The sequence below is a fragment of the Anaerosporobacter faecicola genome, from assembly GCF_012070565.1.
GTDB lineage: Bacteria > Bacillota > Clostridia > Lachnospirales > Lachnospiraceae > Anaerosporobacter > Anaerosporobacter faecicola.
Genome location: NZ_JAAQRO010000023.1, coordinates 24,857 through 43,583, shown reverse-complemented (window position 1 = coordinate 43,583; position 18,727 = coordinate 24,857). Strand labels below are relative to the sequence as shown.

Below are 18,727 nucleotides of genomic sequence, written 5' to 3'. Positions count from 1 at the left end.
AAAAAATCATGAATTTATTTACACAACATTCGAATGATGAGAGCATTTTTGATTGTTTTTTGGTGAGAATCAATTCTTCTTTTTATGAAACGCGGGTTGGGATTTTGCTTGTACATAATGGCATAGAACGGTTTTATAGATAGTTGGAAGACTAACTAGGAATAGTAGTTAATTTAGTACTTTGAGAAAGGAATCATGCTAAAAAAGCATGGGGTGGGGATTATGTATAAGAATAAGACGGTTTATGACATAGCAGCAGAAGCCGGTGTTTCTGTTGCAACTGTGTCTAGAGTTATTAATAATAGTGATAAAGTAGCAGAAAGTACGCGTGCTAAGATTCAAGATTTGATTGACAAATATGATTTTAAGCCGAATGAAGTCGCAAGAAGTTTATACAAAAATGAGACCAAATTAATCGGTTTTATTCTGCCAGATATTACGAACCCTTATTACTCAACGGTTCTCTTAGAGGCGGAAAAATATGCCCTAGAGCAGGGATATACAATGATGATCTGTAATACATTAGGAGACATAAACAATTTTAAATTATATCTACGAACACTGTTAGAACGGAAGGTAGACGGCATAATCTATATGGGTGGTGAACGTGTTCAGACCCAACAATTGAGTCAATTGATCAAACGATATGAAGAAGAGTTACCAATTGTTATGGTAAACTGGTCAATACCACAAACGAACTGCTTCACCGTAAAAAGTGATGAGGAACAAGGCTTTGAGGTTCTATTGGAAGAAATCAAAAAGAAAGGTTACAAAGATGTTGCACTACTAGCAGGTAGACGTGGTGTCATGCCCACTGAGATCAAGGTACATCTCTACGAAGAAGCCATACAGAAAGGCTGGTTCCACCATCGAAAAGAGTATCTAGTGGATGGAGATTTTACCGTTGAATCGGGCAAGAATGAAGCGTTACACCTACTACAATTACCAAACCGACCCCAGGTAATCATAGGGATCAATGATATCATCGCAGTAGGCGCCTTAAATGCCTGTCATATGCTTCGTCTATCTGTTCCAGAAGATGTAAAAATCATTGGATTCGATAACATTAACCTAACAAGAGCCGTATACCCAACCATGACTACCGTTAGCCACGACTATGTAAACTTAGCCCACAAAGCCGTGGATTTGATCGTCGATAAATCCTCTCTACTTAAGAAAGAGAGAAGATTTTTATATCCAATGGAATACATTTGTAGAGAATCTTTCTAATTATTCAATTTTTTAGAAAAATACAAAAAAAGACTTGAAAAACAAAATCGATTGTATTACAATATCAGTGTGCTGCTGAAATAGCTCAGTTGGTAGAGCACTTCACTCGTAATGAAGGGGTCGAGGGTTCAAGTCCCTTTTTCAGCTTTTGAGAAACCCATTGTTTATGGGCGTTTGAGAAGATAGAATATGAGAAGGCTACTCGGAAGAGTAGCTTTTTTGCTACTTTGTCTACTAAATGTCTACTATACTGCAGTAATAATAGACTGCTTATTATTGCATGATATCTTTTTATTGTTCAATAAACTCCGTAAAGCCAGAAATTTTCAGCAGATAATAATTGACGATCTAGTTCATCATATCTTGCATTAATTTTTGTAGGTAATAAACATATTCCGCAATAAGTATCGAAAGAATTGTAAATTACCTTTCCGCAAATACTACATTCAGATTTTTTGTAAATAAATTTCTTTTCTCTTTTGTTATAAAAGTGACTATAAAGCTTTTTATCTGCGATACCCATTAAATTATTATGAGTAACTATGTATCGCTTCCAACGTTTGAAGTCATCAAAAGCAATATTAGCAGCTTCTTCAGATAAACCAATTCTTTCTTGATTAATTAAATCCTTATAGAATATTGTATCATTTAATAAAAAAGTATCTTCACTTATCTGGTGGCAGTGATCTTGTATCCTTAGTGATAAATCAGAATACTTCTTATACTTAAGTCCATATTTTTTTAGCATCGAAAAACAATTTATTGGAAATGATTTTATATTACAATAAGAATAAACCTCAAATGTCTTTTCTCTAATGTTTTCATAATCAATCATATTAATCATCTGATAGTAAGGATTTAATTAATGCTTGTTTTTGATCAAGAGATAATGATTTTCCATTTCTTGCTATAAGCATTTGTAAATCATCAAAACTTGGTTCGTATTGTTCCTTATTTGCTCCTTTTGACATTTCTTCTAGATCTTTAATTTTAATACCAAGATGCCTACATATGATAATAATATTATCTACACTTGCTCTACCAACTCCATTTAGCAAGGGATTTGAGGTCTTTCTCGCCCTTAAGCAACTCGATCACAAGGTCTGATTTAAATTTGGCACTAATGTTTCTTCTTTGTCTGGACATATCAATGAATCCTTTCTTTCATACTGATTTTAGTATATCAGATTCATTAAAATTGTCCGAAAAAGTGTCTTAATTTATGAGACCATTATACCAACAACTGGAACATGGGGATTAGGAACAATCTTATATAAAAAGAATCCAACTGAATATATAGGTTGGATTTGTACAGCTGGAGGATCAAATCCAACATGGAAAAGGTTTGGAGCAATAGCTTAATACTGTAACACAATATTGTAAGATACTCAATTAAATGATATAATGTAAATTAAAGGGGTGAATGTATTGAAAAATAAAAAAATATATATTGAAATATTGAGGATTATTGCAATATTATGTGTGATATTCAATCATACTGGAAATGCAGGATTTTCAGTATATACAATAACGTCAAATCCAATAAATTATCATTTCTCACTTTTTATGTCAGTTTTATGTAAAATAGGTGTACCAATTTTTTTCATGATATCAGGAGCATTATTATTAGGTAAAGATGAGAGTATTAAAACAGTATTATTTTACAGAGTATTAAAATACATAGTAATAATTATATTTGCATCAACGTTTTATTATATTTATGACATTATTTACTGCAAAACAGATCTAAGTGTTATCCAATTTATAAAAAAGATATATAATACTAATTATTCTTACCAGCTATGGTTTTTATACAGTTATTTATCTTACTTGATAATGCTACCAATACTAAGATCAATTGTTAAAAGTATTAGCGAAAATACATATAAATATTGTATAATTGTACAATTAATATTTTGCGGTGTAATACCAATCATAAATTTTATTTTAAAAATTAATAATAGAATGGAAGTCAGTGTCCCTATTATGACTTCTCAAAACATTTTTTTTGCAATGATAGGATACTATTTTGGTAATCTATTTGATATAAACAAATTGAGAAAAAAAGATTACATTAAGATGATACTAACGAGTGTAACAAGCGTAGTTATAAGCGAAATAATGACGTTTATGAATTATTTGAGAGTTGGATCATATGACGAGTCATATTATAATTTGTTTGTTGCAATACCTACAATAACGATATTTATCTTAGTGAAAAAATATTCGAAAAGTATAAAGTACAAAAGACAATTAGAGATATAATATGTTCGATTGGAAGAGCAACGTTTGGAATTTACATATTTGAATTATTTTTTAGAGAGAGAACATACTTTGTATTTGATTATATGAAAAAATATATTCATTACTTGCCAGCTTGTTTTTTATGGGTTATGAGTGTAGCAACAGCTGGGTATATATTAACAACTATATTACATAAAGTACCTTTAATTAAAAAAATAATTTAAACAATAAATTATAAAGACGGACCATTATGGATTCCGTCTTTTTTACTGCCATTAAGACAGAGAGCATATAACACATCTGTTTTTTCTCCAGTTACAACTCCTTGATCACATAAATAATTAGCAACATCATTAATCGTATAATTATTTACTGAATTATCACTGTTTATCGAATTTTTATTTTTATCAATTATATATATTTTTGCTGCTATACTTATAGAGCAATAGCGACTATGACTATTATGACATTAAGTATAAAGAATATTGCCTGAAGGAAGTTCATTTGATGAACTTACCCAAGAACAGGAAAATCGAATGATGAATCATATCAATTCTTATAAAAGAAAGAAGCTGAATAATCATTGCTATGCCCCCTGTCAAGTAGACAGGTTAAATATCTAAAATTAATACTATGAACAGTCACACGATTTTGTGTGACTGTTTTGCTATGCACACCATTTTTCTTTGTATTTTTTAATTCGTTTATTCTCTGGGATAGGATACTCAATAGGATTATCTATAGATAGTGCTTCTATCGCCTTCCTAAGCAAGATGCCTTGAAAATTGCTTCTAAGCCTATTTAAAATCTACAATACATACTTTCATTTATAATAATGTATTCAATCATAGCATGCCGTAAAACTTCTTGGATAGTAAGGCATTTGGAATCTTGGGAAGCTTATAGTAGTAACTTTTCGGATAGATTATGGGGGGACTTAAAAACTTAGATTGTTAAACTACGATAAAGTTCTGTACTCTTTATACAGGCAATTAAGTTTGCTATAATAGCTTCATTTGAAACAGAACCCTTTGTTGAAAGAGAACGATCAATACGTCTTTCTGTAAGAACTTCCTCCGTTTAAAAGCAAAAGCAGGCGGTATCAACCGCCTGCAGAGGGAGTCTAAAGTAAGAATCGATTCGTTCATTTGTATCTAGTACAAAATTTAGATTGTTATTTCAATTTGATTTCCTTCAAGATCAAGAACACAACTTTCATAATATCCATCACCAGTTTTTCTTGGAGCGCTAATGATATTGTATCCATCGTTACCTAATTTGGTGGTTATTGCATCAACATTTTCTATACTTCCTACGCTTAATGCAATATGTATAAAACCAGCTTGATCAATTGCTTTCTTAGACTCTGATAGTTGAGGTTTTGTCATGATTTCTAATCTTGCCCCGTCGTCGAATGTAAGGAAAAATGAGCGAAAACCTGAATCGTTTTGATACTCTTCATTTGCTGTAGCACCAAAGTACTTCATAAAAAAATCTCGTGTTCCATTTAAATCGTTAACATACATTGCTATGTGTTCTATTCTCATAGGCACCTCCATAATTTTGTTGTATTTAGAATATCATTTTATGTTTATTGAATCTATTAAATAAAAGACATATAATATAAAAAAAACGACTTATGAAGGAGTTGCTAAATGAGTATGGATACCTGCATATTGAATCTTGATCATACACAAAAAGAAATTCGTGCACATGGAACCATAGATTTTCCGTGTACTTGTTATTCATATAATTATACAAATAAAACGACCGATACGCTACCGTGGCATTGGCATGAAGAGATGGAAATGATTCATGTTGTGTCTGGAAGATTAAATCTATATGTACCACAGAGTAAATTGCAGTTAACAGCAGGAGACTTCGCTATTATTAATTCCAATATATTGCATTCGGTAACTGCTTATCCGGAATGTGAGTTACGTTCTATACTTTTTTGTATCTCATTAATAACTGGTAGTAGTGATTCTGCTATTGCACGGAAATACATAGACCCACTTGTAAGGTGCAATTTGTTTCAAGCGGTAGTCGTGAATGAGATAGAGGAACAATTTGAACGTGCATTTATGGCTTTGATGAACCCGGTTTTGGGATATGAATTTACAGTAAGAGAACAGTTATCGGATATAGGGTTCGCAATGTTTAATAAGTTTTGTGATGAATTAGACGAGAAGGAACAAGATCAAAATCAAGACAATGAGCGTATGAAAGTAATGATTCAGTTTATACATACACATTATGCTGAACATATTGTATTAGACAATATCGCAAAAGTAGCCAATATAGGAAACCGAGAATGTTTGCGTTGCTTTCAAAGAACGATTCATACTTCACCAATACAATATTTATTAAGATATAGAGTTATGAAAAGTGCAAATATCTTATTAAAGGAATCCCATTGTACCATATCCGAAATTGCTCTTCGATGTGGATTTGAGAGTGCAAGCAATTTTTCTCATACATTTAAACGCTTTTATCAATGTACACCAAAAGCATACAGAGAAGGTGGACGTCATGCTGGCCAGGGAATAGAGGGCTTATTCGTTTGATAAGTTTACCACATGTAGAGAGGGCGTAGGATTTTGATACAGCGTATAAAGTAGATATAGATAAGGATAAGTAACATGAGTAAAATTTGAATTCTTTCTTGACTCTAGTATAATAAGAGGGTTTAAAATGACTGTAATGATTTGAGTAATCTTCACACGGATTCGATAAACATCTACTTGTTATAAACGACCTGTGTGTAGATGCGAAATATGTAATTCATAAAAGGAGAGTACACATGGAGAAGTATGAATTGGATCAGAATAGTAAGATATTGTATAAGAGCACGAGAAAAGAGCCTTTTTTAGTTGAGGTTCCTTCCATGCATTTTCTTATGATGAAAGGGGAAGGACATCCTGCAGGTAATGATTTTCAAATAGCATGCGAAGCGTTATTTACCCTTTCATATGTAATTAAATTTGAGATTTCCCGTAAGCTTTTGAATAAGGATTATGCAGTGAGTCCAATGGAAGTGTCATGGTATTTGGATAAGAGCCAGAAGGAGACGCAATACACTTGGACAATGATGATCCGCCAACCTGATTTTATTACGGAGGAACTGGTGCAGAGAGCAATGGATATAGCAAGAGAAAAGGGAAAATGTATTGCATATGATCGTGTAATATTTGATGAGGTTTCTTTTGGAACATGCATTCAATGTTTTCATTTGGGGGACTATAATAAAATGAATGATACGCTTGCAAAGATGCATGCATTTGCGAAAGAAAAGGGGCTTGCATGTGATCAGTATACCCATGACATTTATCTGAATGACATGCGAAAAACAAAGGTAGAAAATTATAAAACGATTATGCGAGTTAAAACTTATGAAGAAGCCACCGTGCAGTAAATAAACAAAATAAAAGGAAAGAATGGGACATAGGAACGATACCTTTATTCTGAAAGATGGGATAAAGGCATTCGTTCTTTTTTGTTGAATATGAGAGATTTTGCAGAACAAAGAAGTGAAATATGTCTTATTGTAAATCAGTCGTATAATATGTATTATATTAAGTTGAAATGACACAAAAGAAATAATTGCAGGAGGTACGTTTCTTTACGTAGAGGGGTAGCAATTGTTAATTTAGGTAATTTGTTTACATGTAGATGATTTGATTTTTTATATCATTTCGGTAATTCCTATACATGTAAAGCATTACAGTGTATGTACAAATGATAAAGAATCCCGTTATTTGATTATTTGACAGGATTGTATGCAAAATTCAAATAAATTAACAAGGAAGAAGGAATGAATTATGAAAACCCAACTACAATCTATGAAAGCAAAAATTGTCTCGATTGTTGTATTAATAACAATCATTAGTTTTGGACTTTTCACTGCATTATGTGTAAATGCAACGAGAAAGAAAGTATCAGCTACGGTTTTAACCAAATCCATTGAAAATGCTAAACAGATGGCAGAGCAAGTACGAATATTATTGGATAATGGGGCAGATACAAACCAGTTGCAGAGTTATATTGAAGAAAAAGCAACGAATACGGATTACATAGCGTATATTGTTTTAATCGATACATCTGTTACAGCAGTAGCACATAGTGACATTGAAAAAGTAGGAAAAGTATATGAGGACTCCTATACGATTGATGGAGCACAGAATGGAAAGGTTATGACAAGCAAATTCTATGCTGACGTTCAAAAAGCTTGGACGTATGATATCATGGTACCTATACAGACCCAATCCGGTGGATTGTATGGAGCTTTTGATGTAGGAATCTATGAAAAACAAGTGGATGGAATTATTTCTGAATTAGTCGATTATCAAGTAAAACTTCTTGCCTGTGTTGTACTTGCTGCTACAGTTTTACTTTCTGTTGTAGCAATTCTCTTATTCAAGGTATTTAATAAACTGATTGCCCAATGTAGAAGAATAAGCAATGGTAATTTGTCGCAACCACTAGAAGAAAAATTACTTAAGCGAAAAGATGAAGTTGGTTTGATTTCGAATTCCATTGAGGATATGCGAAAGAATTTGAATGTATTGGTTTCAAAATCCAAGGACGAAGCGGAAAAACTTCTTGAAATATCAGGCGAAGTTAATACAAACTCCAAGAAAACACAGGAAGAATCGGTTAAGATCTATGATGCGATGGAGAAAGTTGTAGATGGAAGTAAAGAACAGATGCAGTTAACATCGGATACAGCACTGATGATGCAGGGCATTAATAAAGGCATGGAAGGTGTTGCAGAGAATATCCAAACGGTTACCATTTCAGCTAACAGTACATTGGATCAAGCAAACAAGGGAAATGAAGTAGTAAAGACCGCAGTAGGACAAATGGAAATCATTAGTAAACGAGTAAGCGATACTGCAGAACAAATAGAAATTCTGAATTCGAAATCCAGTGAAATCGGAGAAGTTATCAATTTCATAACCAATATAGCAGAGCAGACAAACCTTCTTGCGTTAAATGCAGCAATTGAAGCAGCTAGAGCAGGAGAACATGGAAAGGGATTTGCAGTAGTAGCAGATCAAGTTCGTATCCTTGCAGAACAAACGTCCTCCGCATCAAGTAAGATCATTACTCTTGTTGATGAAGTACAACAGGAAACGCAGAATTCCATTCTTGTTATGAAGGAAGGTACGATTGCGGTAGACGAAGGAATTCGTTTGGTAAATGAAGTTGGTACTAGATTCCAAAATATTTTAAGTGAGATTAATTCCATAACGGTGGAAATGACAGATGTATCCGCTATATCAGAAGAAGTTACTAGTGAGTCAGTGAATCTATTGGCAGCAGTTGAGCATATTCAGAAAATATCCAACTCCAATACAGATAATACGACCTGTGTATACCAAAATGTACAGGTACAGACGAAGTATATGGAAGAAATCATGCATTTTGCAGACATGTTGTCTGAAACGGCAAATGAATTAAATGCTGCGATTCGTGCATTTCGTTTGTAGGTAAAGAGCATCGAAATATTGAATGAAATAAAAATAAACCTATCTTTTAGATACATACTTGACAGATCGAAAGGATAGGTTTATTATATGCCTATAAGATATATCTAAAAGATATAATTGCTTCTACATTAAAAAATTAAAAATGGTAAGCGATATCAGGTATTTCCGTTATTGTAATAACCAGTACAGAAAATTATGAGTATGATGAAAACTAGCAAAGGAGATGGACAAGTGAAACGAAAAACACGATATGTATTGTTGGGACTTTTGCAGGAAGAAGAGTTAAGCGGATACGAATTAAAGCAGATTATTGATCGAAGAATGATTTTTTTTTGGCAGGAAAGTTATGGACAGATCTATCCGGAATTGAAGCTACTGCAAGAAGAAGGATTGATTGAGGAAGTTGTTCCAGAAGAAACCACATCGAAGCGAGAGAAGACTCGATATAGGATTACACAAGCTGGAATGCAATGCATAAAAGAATGGTTAGCAAAAGAGAATGAAAAGGATACAGCAAGAAGTGAATTCTTATTAAAATTGTATATGTCACAAAATAGCGATCAAGAGGTAATGCGTGGACACATTACGAATTTTATGAAACAGGCAGAAAAGCAATTAGAGTTCTTTCAGCAGTGTCATTCACAGTTGACGAATTGCTTAGAAGTCCATGAAAATCATCGACAAATTGTAGATGTATTGAATTTGGGAATTGGGCAACAAAAATTATATATTGCCTGGTGCAAAGAATTATTAAGTAGAGAATAAAAGGAGAAAGGGAGAATTACAAATGAGTGAACTATGGAAAATACTACAAGAGAATATGGGGATTTCATGGAGAGGTTTTTTAGTCGTAATGTTAGCAATGTTACCCAATATATTTTATGGAATCATGTCGAAGACGAATGTACCTGAAAATCCTGTGGAACCAAATGAAATGGTATCCATGATTGAAAATGCATCAAGAGGGTTGTTTATTATTTTTCTTATTGTTATATGGAATAAGGATAAGCTTGACAATCGACCAATATATTTTATTGGTATGGCAGTTTGTTTGCTTGTTTATTATGCTCTATGGGCAAGATATTTCGTACATGGAAGAGATGTAGAATACTTAGAGAAGAATCTATGGATCATTCCTGTACCAATGGCGATATTTCCATGCTTATATTTCGCATTTGGTGCATTTTGGTTACATAATATACCTGATTTGGTTGTTTTGGCTGTGTTCTCTGTTTGCCATTGTATCTTACGGTAAAGTAGGGAGAAAATGATAGTGTCTGATAATCTTATATGATAAAAATTAGTGCGAATTGTGTACATCAATCGAATGTGGTGTGTATAATTCGCACACTTTATTATAGACGAAAAGGAAAGAATCATGTAGAATACACCTATGTAGTTGTGTAATCGGTTAACTAGTTGAGATATTCCATTACGAACCGTTACTGCATACTACATATTCTTTCTGAAAGGGTTTTATAGAAAGAACGGAAGATTAGCAAACTAGGAGGACATAATGAGTAAGTGTAAAATAGCTGATACATTTTATGTGAATCAGGAAAAGGTAAAAATCATATCCGGAGCCATTCATTATTTTCGTGTGGTACCAGAGTATTGGAGAGATCGATTAGAAAAATTGAAAGCGATGGGGTGTAACACCGTTGAGACATACATACCTTGGAATATGCATGAACCACAAAAAGGTCAATATGACTTTTCAGGAATGTTAGATATTGAGGGGTTCGTTACAATAGCGCAGGAACTTGGCTTATATGTAATCTTACGTCCATCTCCTTATATCTGTGCAGAGTGGGAGTTCGGAGGATTACCAGCATGGCTATTAGCAGAAGACGGTATGCGTTTACGAATCAACTATCAGCCATTCCTACAACATGTGGAGAATTATTATAAGATTTTAATACCAAAGATCGCCAAATTGCAGATCGACCAAGGCGGACCAGTAATTTTTATGCAGGTTGAGAATGAATATGGATATTATGCCAATGATACTGCATATATGGAATTCATCAATGATTGTATGATCAAATATGGGGTAACTGTTCCTTTGGTGACATCGGATGGACCATTTCGTGAAAATCTAAATGGTGGTACAATAGAAGGTGTTCTTCCAACAGGTAATTTTGGTTCTAAAACAAGAGAGCGGTTTCAGACTTTAAAGGAATATGCAAAGAAGGGACCTTTAATGTGTACAGAATTCTGGGTTGGCTGGTTCGACCACTGGGGGAATTGTGGACATATGCGTGGAAATCTGGAAGAAAGTACAAAGGATCTGGATACTATGTTGCAACTTGGTCATGTCAACATCTATATGTTTGAAGGGGGAACCAATTTTGGCTTCATGAATGGCTCAAATTATTATGATGAGTTAACGCCAGATGTGACTTCTTATGACTACGATGGCGTATTGACTGAAGATGGACAAATCACAGAGAAATACCGTATGTATCAGAAGATCATTGGAAAATACGTTACATTGCCAGAAGTACCATTAACAACGAAAATAGAACGAAAAGCGTATGGAACATTAGAAGTTGAGGATCGGGTTAGTTTATTTTCGGTATTGGAGGATTTAAGTACACCAATTAGTAGTTCCTATACGCAATCCATGGAAAAATTAGGTCAGAATTATGGGTATATCTTATACCATTCCACACTTGATACAGAAGAGAACATTACCGATATACGATTATGGGGGGCAAACGATCGTGCTAATCTTTTCGTTGATAAGAAACCGATTGCAACGCTATATGACAGAGAATTATTAGAATCAAAAAACGTATCGGTTGCGTTCCAAAAAGGATCTGCACTTGATATTTTAGTGGAGAATATGGGGCGAGTGAATTTTGGACCTAGAATGGAATTGCAGAGAAAGGGAATTGATCACTGCGTACAGATCAATGGGCATATGCATAATAACTGGGACCAATATACATTACCTCTTAATAATATTGATAAAGTGGATTTTACCAAGGAATATCATGAGAATACACCAGCATTTTATCGGTTTCATTTGCAGGTGGACAAGGCAGCGGATACATTCCTTGACTTTACAGGTTGGGGGAAGGGCTGTGTATTCTTAAATGGTTTCAACCTAGGACGTTTCTGGGAGATTGGACCACAGCGTCGTCTCTATATCCCAGCACCATTACTGAAAGAAGGACATAACGAAATCATCTTATTTGAGACAGATGGAAAACACGCAGATACAATAACATTAACGGATGAACCAAAACTTGATCTTTAGTCGGATGGAGGTAGAAGAGATGGTATGACGGATTTGCTTCTTGCAGGAACAGATGAAACAAGTATTGATGTCCAGATTGATGCATATGAAGCGTTGTCAAAGGAAGCAAAAGATGCAATTTCAAGGATTGATGTTCATGCATATCAGGGATCTCGTCGCACAGAATTGCAAGCGGTTTCAAAAAGAGATAAGAAGGGACTGTGGATGTCGGAAGTTGATGGTTCGGATGTTTTAGGAGAAGATGCAGGCGAAATTGAGACGGGACTGTGCTTAGCGAAAGAAATTCTCACGGATATCAAGGAATTAACCCTACAGCATGGAATTTATGGCGAGTTATCGATTCGCATATTTCGGATCATCCTAACGATTTATCAGAAGGATTTTGTGAAAAACCGGAAGAAGGATATTATAATAAGGCACATGTATTCGTAGTCATGGTTCTATCAGACAAAAATTACTATTTTCATAATAAATTCATCATTTTGTATTGAAATTTGACAAAAAAGTTCTACAATAGAATTAGATACAAAAATTACTAATATAAGGATTTCCCATTGAGAGATTTGACAAAATGTATGGTAATTGAATGTTCTTGATATTGGTTTTAAAAGGATAGGAGCCTTGTCTTTTGATGGTACTTTATATTTACAATTATGTGAGAAATTGATACGTTGAAAATCAATAGGAGGTACGTTATGAAAATACAAGATTTTTGTGATATGGATGAATTTGAAAGAATTATGTCGAATTGGGCAATGGCGACAGGTCTTGCTACGGTAGCAGTAGGTGCTGACGGAGAATATATTAGCGATTGCTATAACTTTACTGACTTTTGTATTAAATACACAAGAGGGTGTGAAGAAGGAAAACGTCGATGTGAAAAATGTGACCAAGAAGGAAAGGGTGTTTACTATTGTCACGCTGGACTGATGGATTTTGGTATTCCAATTACTTTATATGATGGTACAGTATTAGGAAATATCGTTGGTGGACAAGTTCTTCCAAGTGGACCAGATTTTGATAAATTCCGTGAAAAAGCAAGAGAACTTGGTATTCCTGAGGAAGAGTATATTGAAGCATTAAAAAAAGTAAAGATTCGATCAAAAGAAAAGATTGAAGCATCTGCAACTTTATTAGGAGATGTTATCAATATGTATGTACGTTCTTGTTATGTGAAGAAATACAATGATAATATCATCGGTAAGTTAACCAATGGAATTAATGAAGCCTCTAAGCAAATTGAGATCGTCAATAGTGTAACGAAACGTATCGAAGGATTTTCTGGTCGTCAGAAGATGCTTGCATTGAATGCTTCCATTGAAGCAGCACGTGCTGGTGAGGTAGGAAAAGGCTTCACAGTTGTTGCAAAAGAAGTACAGGGATTAGCCAATAACATGGCTACTGCAAGCAATGAAATTAAAATAGCTGCAAATAGTTTAACCAAAACGATACAAGAATTAAATCAATAAATAGTAGCATTGTATGGAGTTCATTTATTAACAGGATACATATCGGAAATGAAACTCTAATCAATCAACTAAACGCATAGATAGTGAAACGGTTTCAAATCATTACAGATATACATAAGTACGATAGAAGCTCATTCATCTTACGATCATGTATATCTGTTTTTGGTTATACTAGTACCTGTTTTTTATAATGTGGTACTTCGTGTGTACGTGTTATGGAATTTACGAGCTGTATGGATTTAAAAAAAGTAGTTTGTAGGATATGTTTAGTAGAAAATATGGTATAATTATGAGAAGCCTCACAAATGCCTAACAACTAGTTACAGTTGAATAGATATTCTAAGTTACTTTCTGCTGTAATAGACAGGTTAATAAAATGGAAAGAATGGGGGTAATCAAGTGATTGAGTTACCAGAGAAGATAAAAAAGCTTATTGGAGAAAAAAACTATACCATTGACCAGATTGGAAAATCTGATTCTACTGTTATAGTATTTGATAACATGATACTCAAGATACAAACAATTACAGAAGAGTCTGATAATGAACATGAAATGATGTTATGGTTACAAGATAAACTTCCTGTTCCAAAGGTGTTAGCATTTGAACGAAAAGCAGGGCTAAGTTATTTGTTAATGTCGAAAGTTGAAGGTAAGATGTCTTGCGATGAAGAATATATAAATAATCCAAATCAATTAGCCACGTTGTTAACAAAGGGACTAAGGGGGTTGTGGCAAGTTGATATTGCAAACTGTCCAACCTCCTTTGCTCTTGATCGAAAGCTGCAAATGGCACAATACAATGTGGAACAGAACTTCGTTGATTTAGAAGATGCAGAGCCAGATACATATGGTGAACATGGATTTAGGGATCCATCACATTTATTACAGTGGCTTATAGATAACAAACCAGAAGAAGAGTTGGTTTTATCCCATGGAGATTTTTGTCTACCGAACTTATTTGGAAGGAAAGAAGAAGTGACGGGGTATATTGATCTTGGAAAAACAGGGATTGCTGATCGTTGGCAAGACATAGCATTATGCTATCGAAGTCTGTTGCATAATTATGATGGAACCTATACAGGCAAAGCCTATGAAGGTTTTGATCGGAATCTATTATTCGAGTATCTAGGGATTGAACCACAATGGGATAAGATACGTTACTATATATTGTTAGATGAATTATTTTGATAATACATTTATCATAGAAAAAGAAAGAGACAAAAAGTCAATTAAATCGGAAGAAAAGCTATATTACTGCGGATACAAACATGCTACCATCACTTTAATTCTTAAAATATGGAGAAGAGTTCTTACGATAATAAGCCAGTAAGAAGGAAGGGAGAAAAGAACATGCAATGCTATTTATTTGTTCATTTTAAGGAAAAAAGGACACCAGATGGGGAACAGGTTTATTTTGGGGTAAGTAAAGATGGCTATCATTGGGAAGAAGTTAATCATGGACAGCCGGTACTATGGAGCATGCTGGGTGAAAAGGGGGTACGTGATTTTACCGTGCTTCGGTCAAAGGAAGGAAAGTTCTATATCATTGCTACGGATTTGAGTTTGGCATATTCGTTCCGTACCAAATATAATGGCTCATGGGAGAATATAAAGAATAACGGAAGTACGCAAATGATGATGTGGGAGTCTGACGATTTGGTGTATTGGTCTAAAGAAAAAGAGTTGCCATTAAGAAAACCCGGGGAAGGTTGTTGTTGGGCACCGGATATTATACAGGATGCAACAACGGGAGAATACATTCTTCACTGGTCTTCACCTAATATGGAGAAAAAACGAAAGATGTGCATTTATTATACAAGAACGAAGGATTTTAAGAACTTTACAGAAGCGAAGATTCTATATGAAAAAAAGAATAACGATGTGATTGATTCCTGTATGGTGGAAGAAAAGGGTGTATATTATCTTTGGGTTAAGAGTAGTGAGAATCCTACGGGTGTCATTATGCTTAAGTCTGATGCAATCACTGGACCATTTGAGAGAATGTATGAATTCGATCAAGAGATGGAGCAACTGGTGGGAGGAGCAGGAGCATATGAAGCACCTACGGTTTGTCGTTTAGAAGATGGAAGTTATAATCTTATGTTGGATTTTTTTGGCGCACAAGGAAAAGGACAGGGTTATGTATCTTTTCATACTGAGGATATTTCTTGTGGTAGATTTATTCGTTCGGAAGGGGATTTTAGCTATCCATATGGTTTTAAACATGGAACAATTCTTACGATCACACCAGAAGAGTATGAGAGAGTTGCTACATTTGATTTTGATGCGGAATCCTATAATCGGTAGTTTTTCTTGCAAAGAGAGGGGGGGATTTCATGAAAAATAACAAAAGGATTTGCTTGTCTATTGTATCTGTGGTGGGTGCATCTATAATTGCCATATTAGTACATGCTTTGATGCCAAGTCCTGGAGCCGAATTAGATTCAACCCAGTTTAATAGTATTTTAGTTAAGTTATTCGGATTTCCAGTTGTTGCAAGTGCATACTTCTTAATGCTTTATCTACATATTTTATTGGTTATCAAAAATTTTGCACCTAAATCGATGTTAAGTATGAAAGACATAGGCATTCGTTATGGACTTTCATTTGGGTTGATGTATGTATTTGGCATGCAAGAGGTTGTTGTATCATCATCGCCTTTGGATACATATGGACTGGACTTTGTCGTTTACCAAGTCTTTATGGGATTAGGTGATGCGATTCCTGTTTTTATCTTATGTCTGTTAGTAAGTCGTTTTGGTACAAAGCAATTAGCGGAGAAAAAACAGAGTTACAACTATACGATAAGGGAAAAACGAGTTGTTTTCTGTATTATTACAATTGTTTTCTTTATAGAGCGATTGGTTGGTTATTTAGCTGGATATATTGATAGTGACATTAACGAATATCCTGTACCTGTCTTGATTTGGACATTACTTTTTGGTTTTGTACTAGGATTTATGTATCTTTTTATAAGGCCAATTTATACTACTACAAATGATAATAGAAAAACAATTCAAATAATGGTCTTAACTGTTGGAATCAATTGGATTTGGTTTAATTGCTTTATTGGTTTAATTCTTAAGGGGACCTTTTTGAAAATGCTTCTTAGAAGCGGTCTTGATGTATTATTTGTTACGATTGGCTGTTTAGTAGCAAACTATATTATAAAAAGAAAACAAAAATAAAGATTGACTATATTTATACTTGGCTTCTGTGGAAACTATGTGATAAATCCGAAATTGTATATGTAGATGTAAAGCCGTTACAGAATTGACTGTAGCGGTCTTTTTATTGCGAGAATTTGCGTGGCATGTTATAATAAAGAATTAGATAGATGATTTATGATATGTTTTTCACAAGATAATCCAATGGGACTTGTCTATGTGCAAGGAATACCAGACCAGGGGGGATTACTGATGATAAGAGCCAATAATTACCTAAATACCAAGGAGGGCTTTATATGAATAAAAAATCTATATATAGAAATAAATTAGTCGAAAACGTACTTGAGGTGATATTTGAACAAAATGATATTACCACAACCATGAATCGTATTCTTGAAATGATTGGTGAGTATTCTAGTGCAAGCCGTGTATACATATTTGAAGACAGTATAGACAATTTGAGCAGCGAAAACACGTATGAATGGTGTGCTGCGGGTTGCACTCCACATAAAGATCATCTGAAACATGTGAGTTACAAAGAAATTATAGATCGTAATTTTTCAAGTTTGTTTGGGGAAAGTGGAATTTGGTTTCAAGATGATATAACGAAAATGGAAGATTCCTCGCTGAAGGAACGGCTTTTAATGCAAAATATAAAAGCAACCATATTAGTTGCCATTTATGAGTATGATGATTTTGCGGGATTTATTGGAGTTGATTTTTACGATACGCTGACAGAACTGTCAAGTGAACAAAGAGAAATTCTTCAAGTACTGTCAAAACTAATCTCGTATGCAATGTCTGGTGCAAAGTATGCACAGTTACGAGGGCTTGCCCGTTCATTGAAAGAAAGAAGCTTCGATTTGAAGAAACAGATGCGCTTTGAAAGAAAGAATTTCTTTGGCATCTTAGGAAATAGTGCATTATTTACAGTGCATTCAGATTTGACAGATGGACTAATTATTGAAGATATCCTTGCACCAGATGGAAGTAGTCTTCTTGCTGCTTTAGGATATAGTGTTCCAGCACCTTATGATGAGGAAGGACGTACTTTCATTGAGGCCAATCAGGTGGAAATGATTACTCCGGATGCAGAAATATGCTTTCATCATAAAGAGATAATAAAACTATTCTATGAAGGAATAGGCTCTGCACCATTCGATATTTATATTGGATCGATGGATATGTATATACGAATGAATGCTATTTTCTACGAAGATCAGGATACCGGACATGTTATGTGTTACTGTATGTGTACAAATATCAGTGACCAATATAAAGAAATACGCCGTCTGAAAGAATTAAAAACAGTAAATGAACAATTGAAGTATGAGGCCACTCATGATGGTAATACGGGTCTATTAAATAGAGCGGCAGGCGAAGAAGAAATCAAGGCTTATATTAACGAGAATGACGGAAAAACAGGGGCATTAATTCTAATTGATATGGATAAGTTTAAATTAATCAATGATAATTATGGACATGCTGTTGGAGACAAAGCAATTTTAAATGTTGCTGAAACAATGAAAAAGTGTTTCCCTCAAACAGAGGTACTGAGTCGTTTTGGCGGAGACGAGTTTGCCGTATTCATAAAAGATATTTCTAATGTTTTGAATCTTAAGCGCGCACTTGCAGATTTCTTATTGCTTGTGTCCCAACCAATGACTGAAAATAATATGTCCATTTCCTTAACTTGCAGTGTAGGAGTTGCCATTGCACAAAATGGTAAAATGGATTTTGAAACTTTTTACCGTCATGCAGATACAGCGTTATACTTTTCAAAGAATAATGGACGAAATAGATATCATTTATATTCAGGAGAAGTCATGAGTGAGGATATGCCAATTGCGCTGTAGAATT

General features: G+C 34.2%; 17 protein-coding genes and 1 tRNA gene. 15 read left to right on the top strand and 3 right to left on the bottom strand.

The window, feature by feature from the left end; genetic code table 11:
- The first annotated feature begins 222 nt into the window (after window positions 1-222).
- Together HBB17_RS10060 and HBB17_RS10055 are read left to right on the top strand one after the other, a co-directional pair.
- Window positions 223-1,230 carry a LacI family DNA-binding transcriptional regulator gene (locus HBB17_RS10060; protein ID WP_167957364.1) on the top strand — a complete coding sequence of 336 codons (1,008 nt, stop codon included), beginning with the start codon at window positions 223-225 and terminating at the stop codon, window positions 1,228-1,230.
- 74 nt (window positions 1,231-1,304) lie between these two features.
- Window positions 1,305-1,377: transfer RNA gene (locus HBB17_RS10055), tRNA-Thr, on the top strand.
- 151 nt (window positions 1,378-1,528) lie between these two features.
- Here the strand turns inward: HBB17_RS10055 and HBB17_RS10050 are convergent.
- The gene (locus tag HBB17_RS10050) at window positions 1,529-2,065 is read right to left on the bottom strand and encodes a hypothetical protein (RefSeq protein WP_167957363.1); all 537 of its coding nucleotides are present in this window, start codon (window positions 2,063-2,065) and stop codon (window positions 1,529-1,531) included.
- Between the two features lies 1 nt (window position 2,066).
- Window positions 2,067-2,288 (bottom strand): hypothetical protein, encoded by a 222-nt coding sequence (locus tag HBB17_RS10045; RefSeq protein WP_167957362.1) that lies wholly within the window; start codon window positions 2,286-2,288, stop codon window positions 2,067-2,069.
- Window positions 2,289-2,658: 370 nt separating this feature from the next.
- On the opposite strand from HBB17_RS10045, the gene HBB17_RS10040 reads away from it, so the two are divergent.
- Window positions 2,659-3,495, top strand: a complete 837-nt coding sequence (locus tag HBB17_RS10040; RefSeq protein ID WP_167957361.1) for an acyltransferase — start codon at window positions 2,659-2,661, stop codon at window positions 3,493-3,495.
- Window positions 3,496-4,640: 1,145 nt separating this feature from the next.
- Here the strand turns inward: HBB17_RS10040 and HBB17_RS10035 are convergent.
- Complete coding sequence (locus HBB17_RS10035) at window positions 4,641-5,021, bottom strand: VOC family protein (RefSeq protein ID WP_167957360.1); 381 nt, start codon at window positions 5,019-5,021, stop codon at window positions 4,641-4,643.
- 108 nt (window positions 5,022-5,129) lie between these two features.
- Here HBB17_RS10035 and HBB17_RS10030 point away from each other — a divergent pair, with 108 nt between their 5' ends.
- From HBB17_RS10030 to HBB17_RS09975, 12 genes are all read left to right on the top strand, one after another.
- Window positions 5,130-6,041 carry an AraC family transcriptional regulator gene (locus tag HBB17_RS10030; RefSeq protein ID WP_167957359.1) on the top strand — a complete coding sequence of 304 codons (912 nt, stop codon included), beginning with the start codon at window positions 5,130-5,132 and terminating at the stop codon, window positions 6,039-6,041.
- Between the two features lie 236 nt (window positions 6,042-6,277).
- Window positions 6,278-6,889: a GyrI-like domain-containing protein gene (locus tag HBB17_RS10025; RefSeq protein WP_167957358.1), complete on the top strand. Its 612-nt coding sequence runs from the start codon at window positions 6,278-6,280 to the stop codon at window positions 6,887-6,889.
- A gap of 406 nt (window positions 6,890-7,295) precedes the next feature.
- A complete protein-coding gene (locus tag HBB17_RS10020; protein WP_167957357.1) occupies window positions 7,296-8,966 on the top strand; it encodes a methyl-accepting chemotaxis protein in 1,671 nt (556 codons plus the stop codon).
- 195 nt (window positions 8,967-9,161) lie between these two features.
- Window positions 9,162-9,731 (top strand): PadR family transcriptional regulator, encoded by a 570-nt coding sequence (locus HBB17_RS10015; RefSeq protein WP_238483725.1) that lies wholly within the window; start codon window positions 9,162-9,164, stop codon window positions 9,729-9,731.
- Between the two features lie 22 nt (window positions 9,732-9,753).
- Window positions 9,754-10,221: a hypothetical protein gene (locus tag HBB17_RS10010; RefSeq protein WP_167957356.1), complete on the top strand. Its 468-nt coding sequence runs from the start codon at window positions 9,754-9,756 to the stop codon at window positions 10,219-10,221.
- A 261-nt stretch (window positions 10,222-10,482) separates the two neighbouring features.
- Window positions 10,483-12,231 carry a glycoside hydrolase family 35 protein gene (locus HBB17_RS10005; RefSeq protein WP_167957355.1) on the top strand — a complete coding sequence of 583 codons (1,749 nt, stop codon included), beginning with the start codon at window positions 10,483-10,485 and terminating at the stop codon, window positions 12,229-12,231.
- A 24-nt stretch (window positions 12,232-12,255) separates the two neighbouring features.
- The gene (locus HBB17_RS10000; protein ID WP_167957354.1) at window positions 12,256-12,663 is read left to right on the top strand and encodes a hypothetical protein; all 408 of its coding nucleotides are present in this window, start codon (window positions 12,256-12,258) and stop codon (window positions 12,661-12,663) included.
- 263 nt (window positions 12,664-12,926) lie between these two features.
- Window positions 12,927-13,700, top strand: a complete 774-nt coding sequence (locus HBB17_RS20625; protein ID WP_167957353.1) for a PocR ligand-binding domain-containing protein — start codon at window positions 12,927-12,929, stop codon at window positions 13,698-13,700.
- Between the two features lie 399 nt (window positions 13,701-14,099).
- Complete coding sequence (locus HBB17_RS09990; RefSeq protein WP_167957352.1) at window positions 14,100-14,888, top strand: APH(3') family aminoglycoside O-phosphotransferase; 789 nt, start codon at window positions 14,100-14,102, stop codon at window positions 14,886-14,888.
- Window positions 14,889-15,050: 162 nt separating this feature from the next.
- A complete protein-coding gene (locus HBB17_RS09985) occupies window positions 15,051-16,007 on the top strand; it encodes a glycoside hydrolase family 43 protein (RefSeq protein WP_167957351.1) in 957 nt (318 codons plus the stop codon).
- A gap of 29 nt (window positions 16,008-16,036) precedes the next feature.
- Window positions 16,037-16,888 (top strand): hypothetical protein, encoded by an 852-nt coding sequence (locus tag HBB17_RS09980; RefSeq protein WP_167957350.1) that lies wholly within the window; start codon window positions 16,037-16,039, stop codon window positions 16,886-16,888.
- A gap of 275 nt (window positions 16,889-17,163) precedes the next feature.
- The gene (locus HBB17_RS09975; protein WP_167957349.1) at window positions 17,164-18,723 is read left to right on the top strand and encodes a sensor domain-containing diguanylate cyclase; all 1,560 of its coding nucleotides are present in this window, start codon (window positions 17,164-17,166) and stop codon (window positions 18,721-18,723) included.
- Window positions 18,724-18,727: the final 4 nt, after the last annotated feature.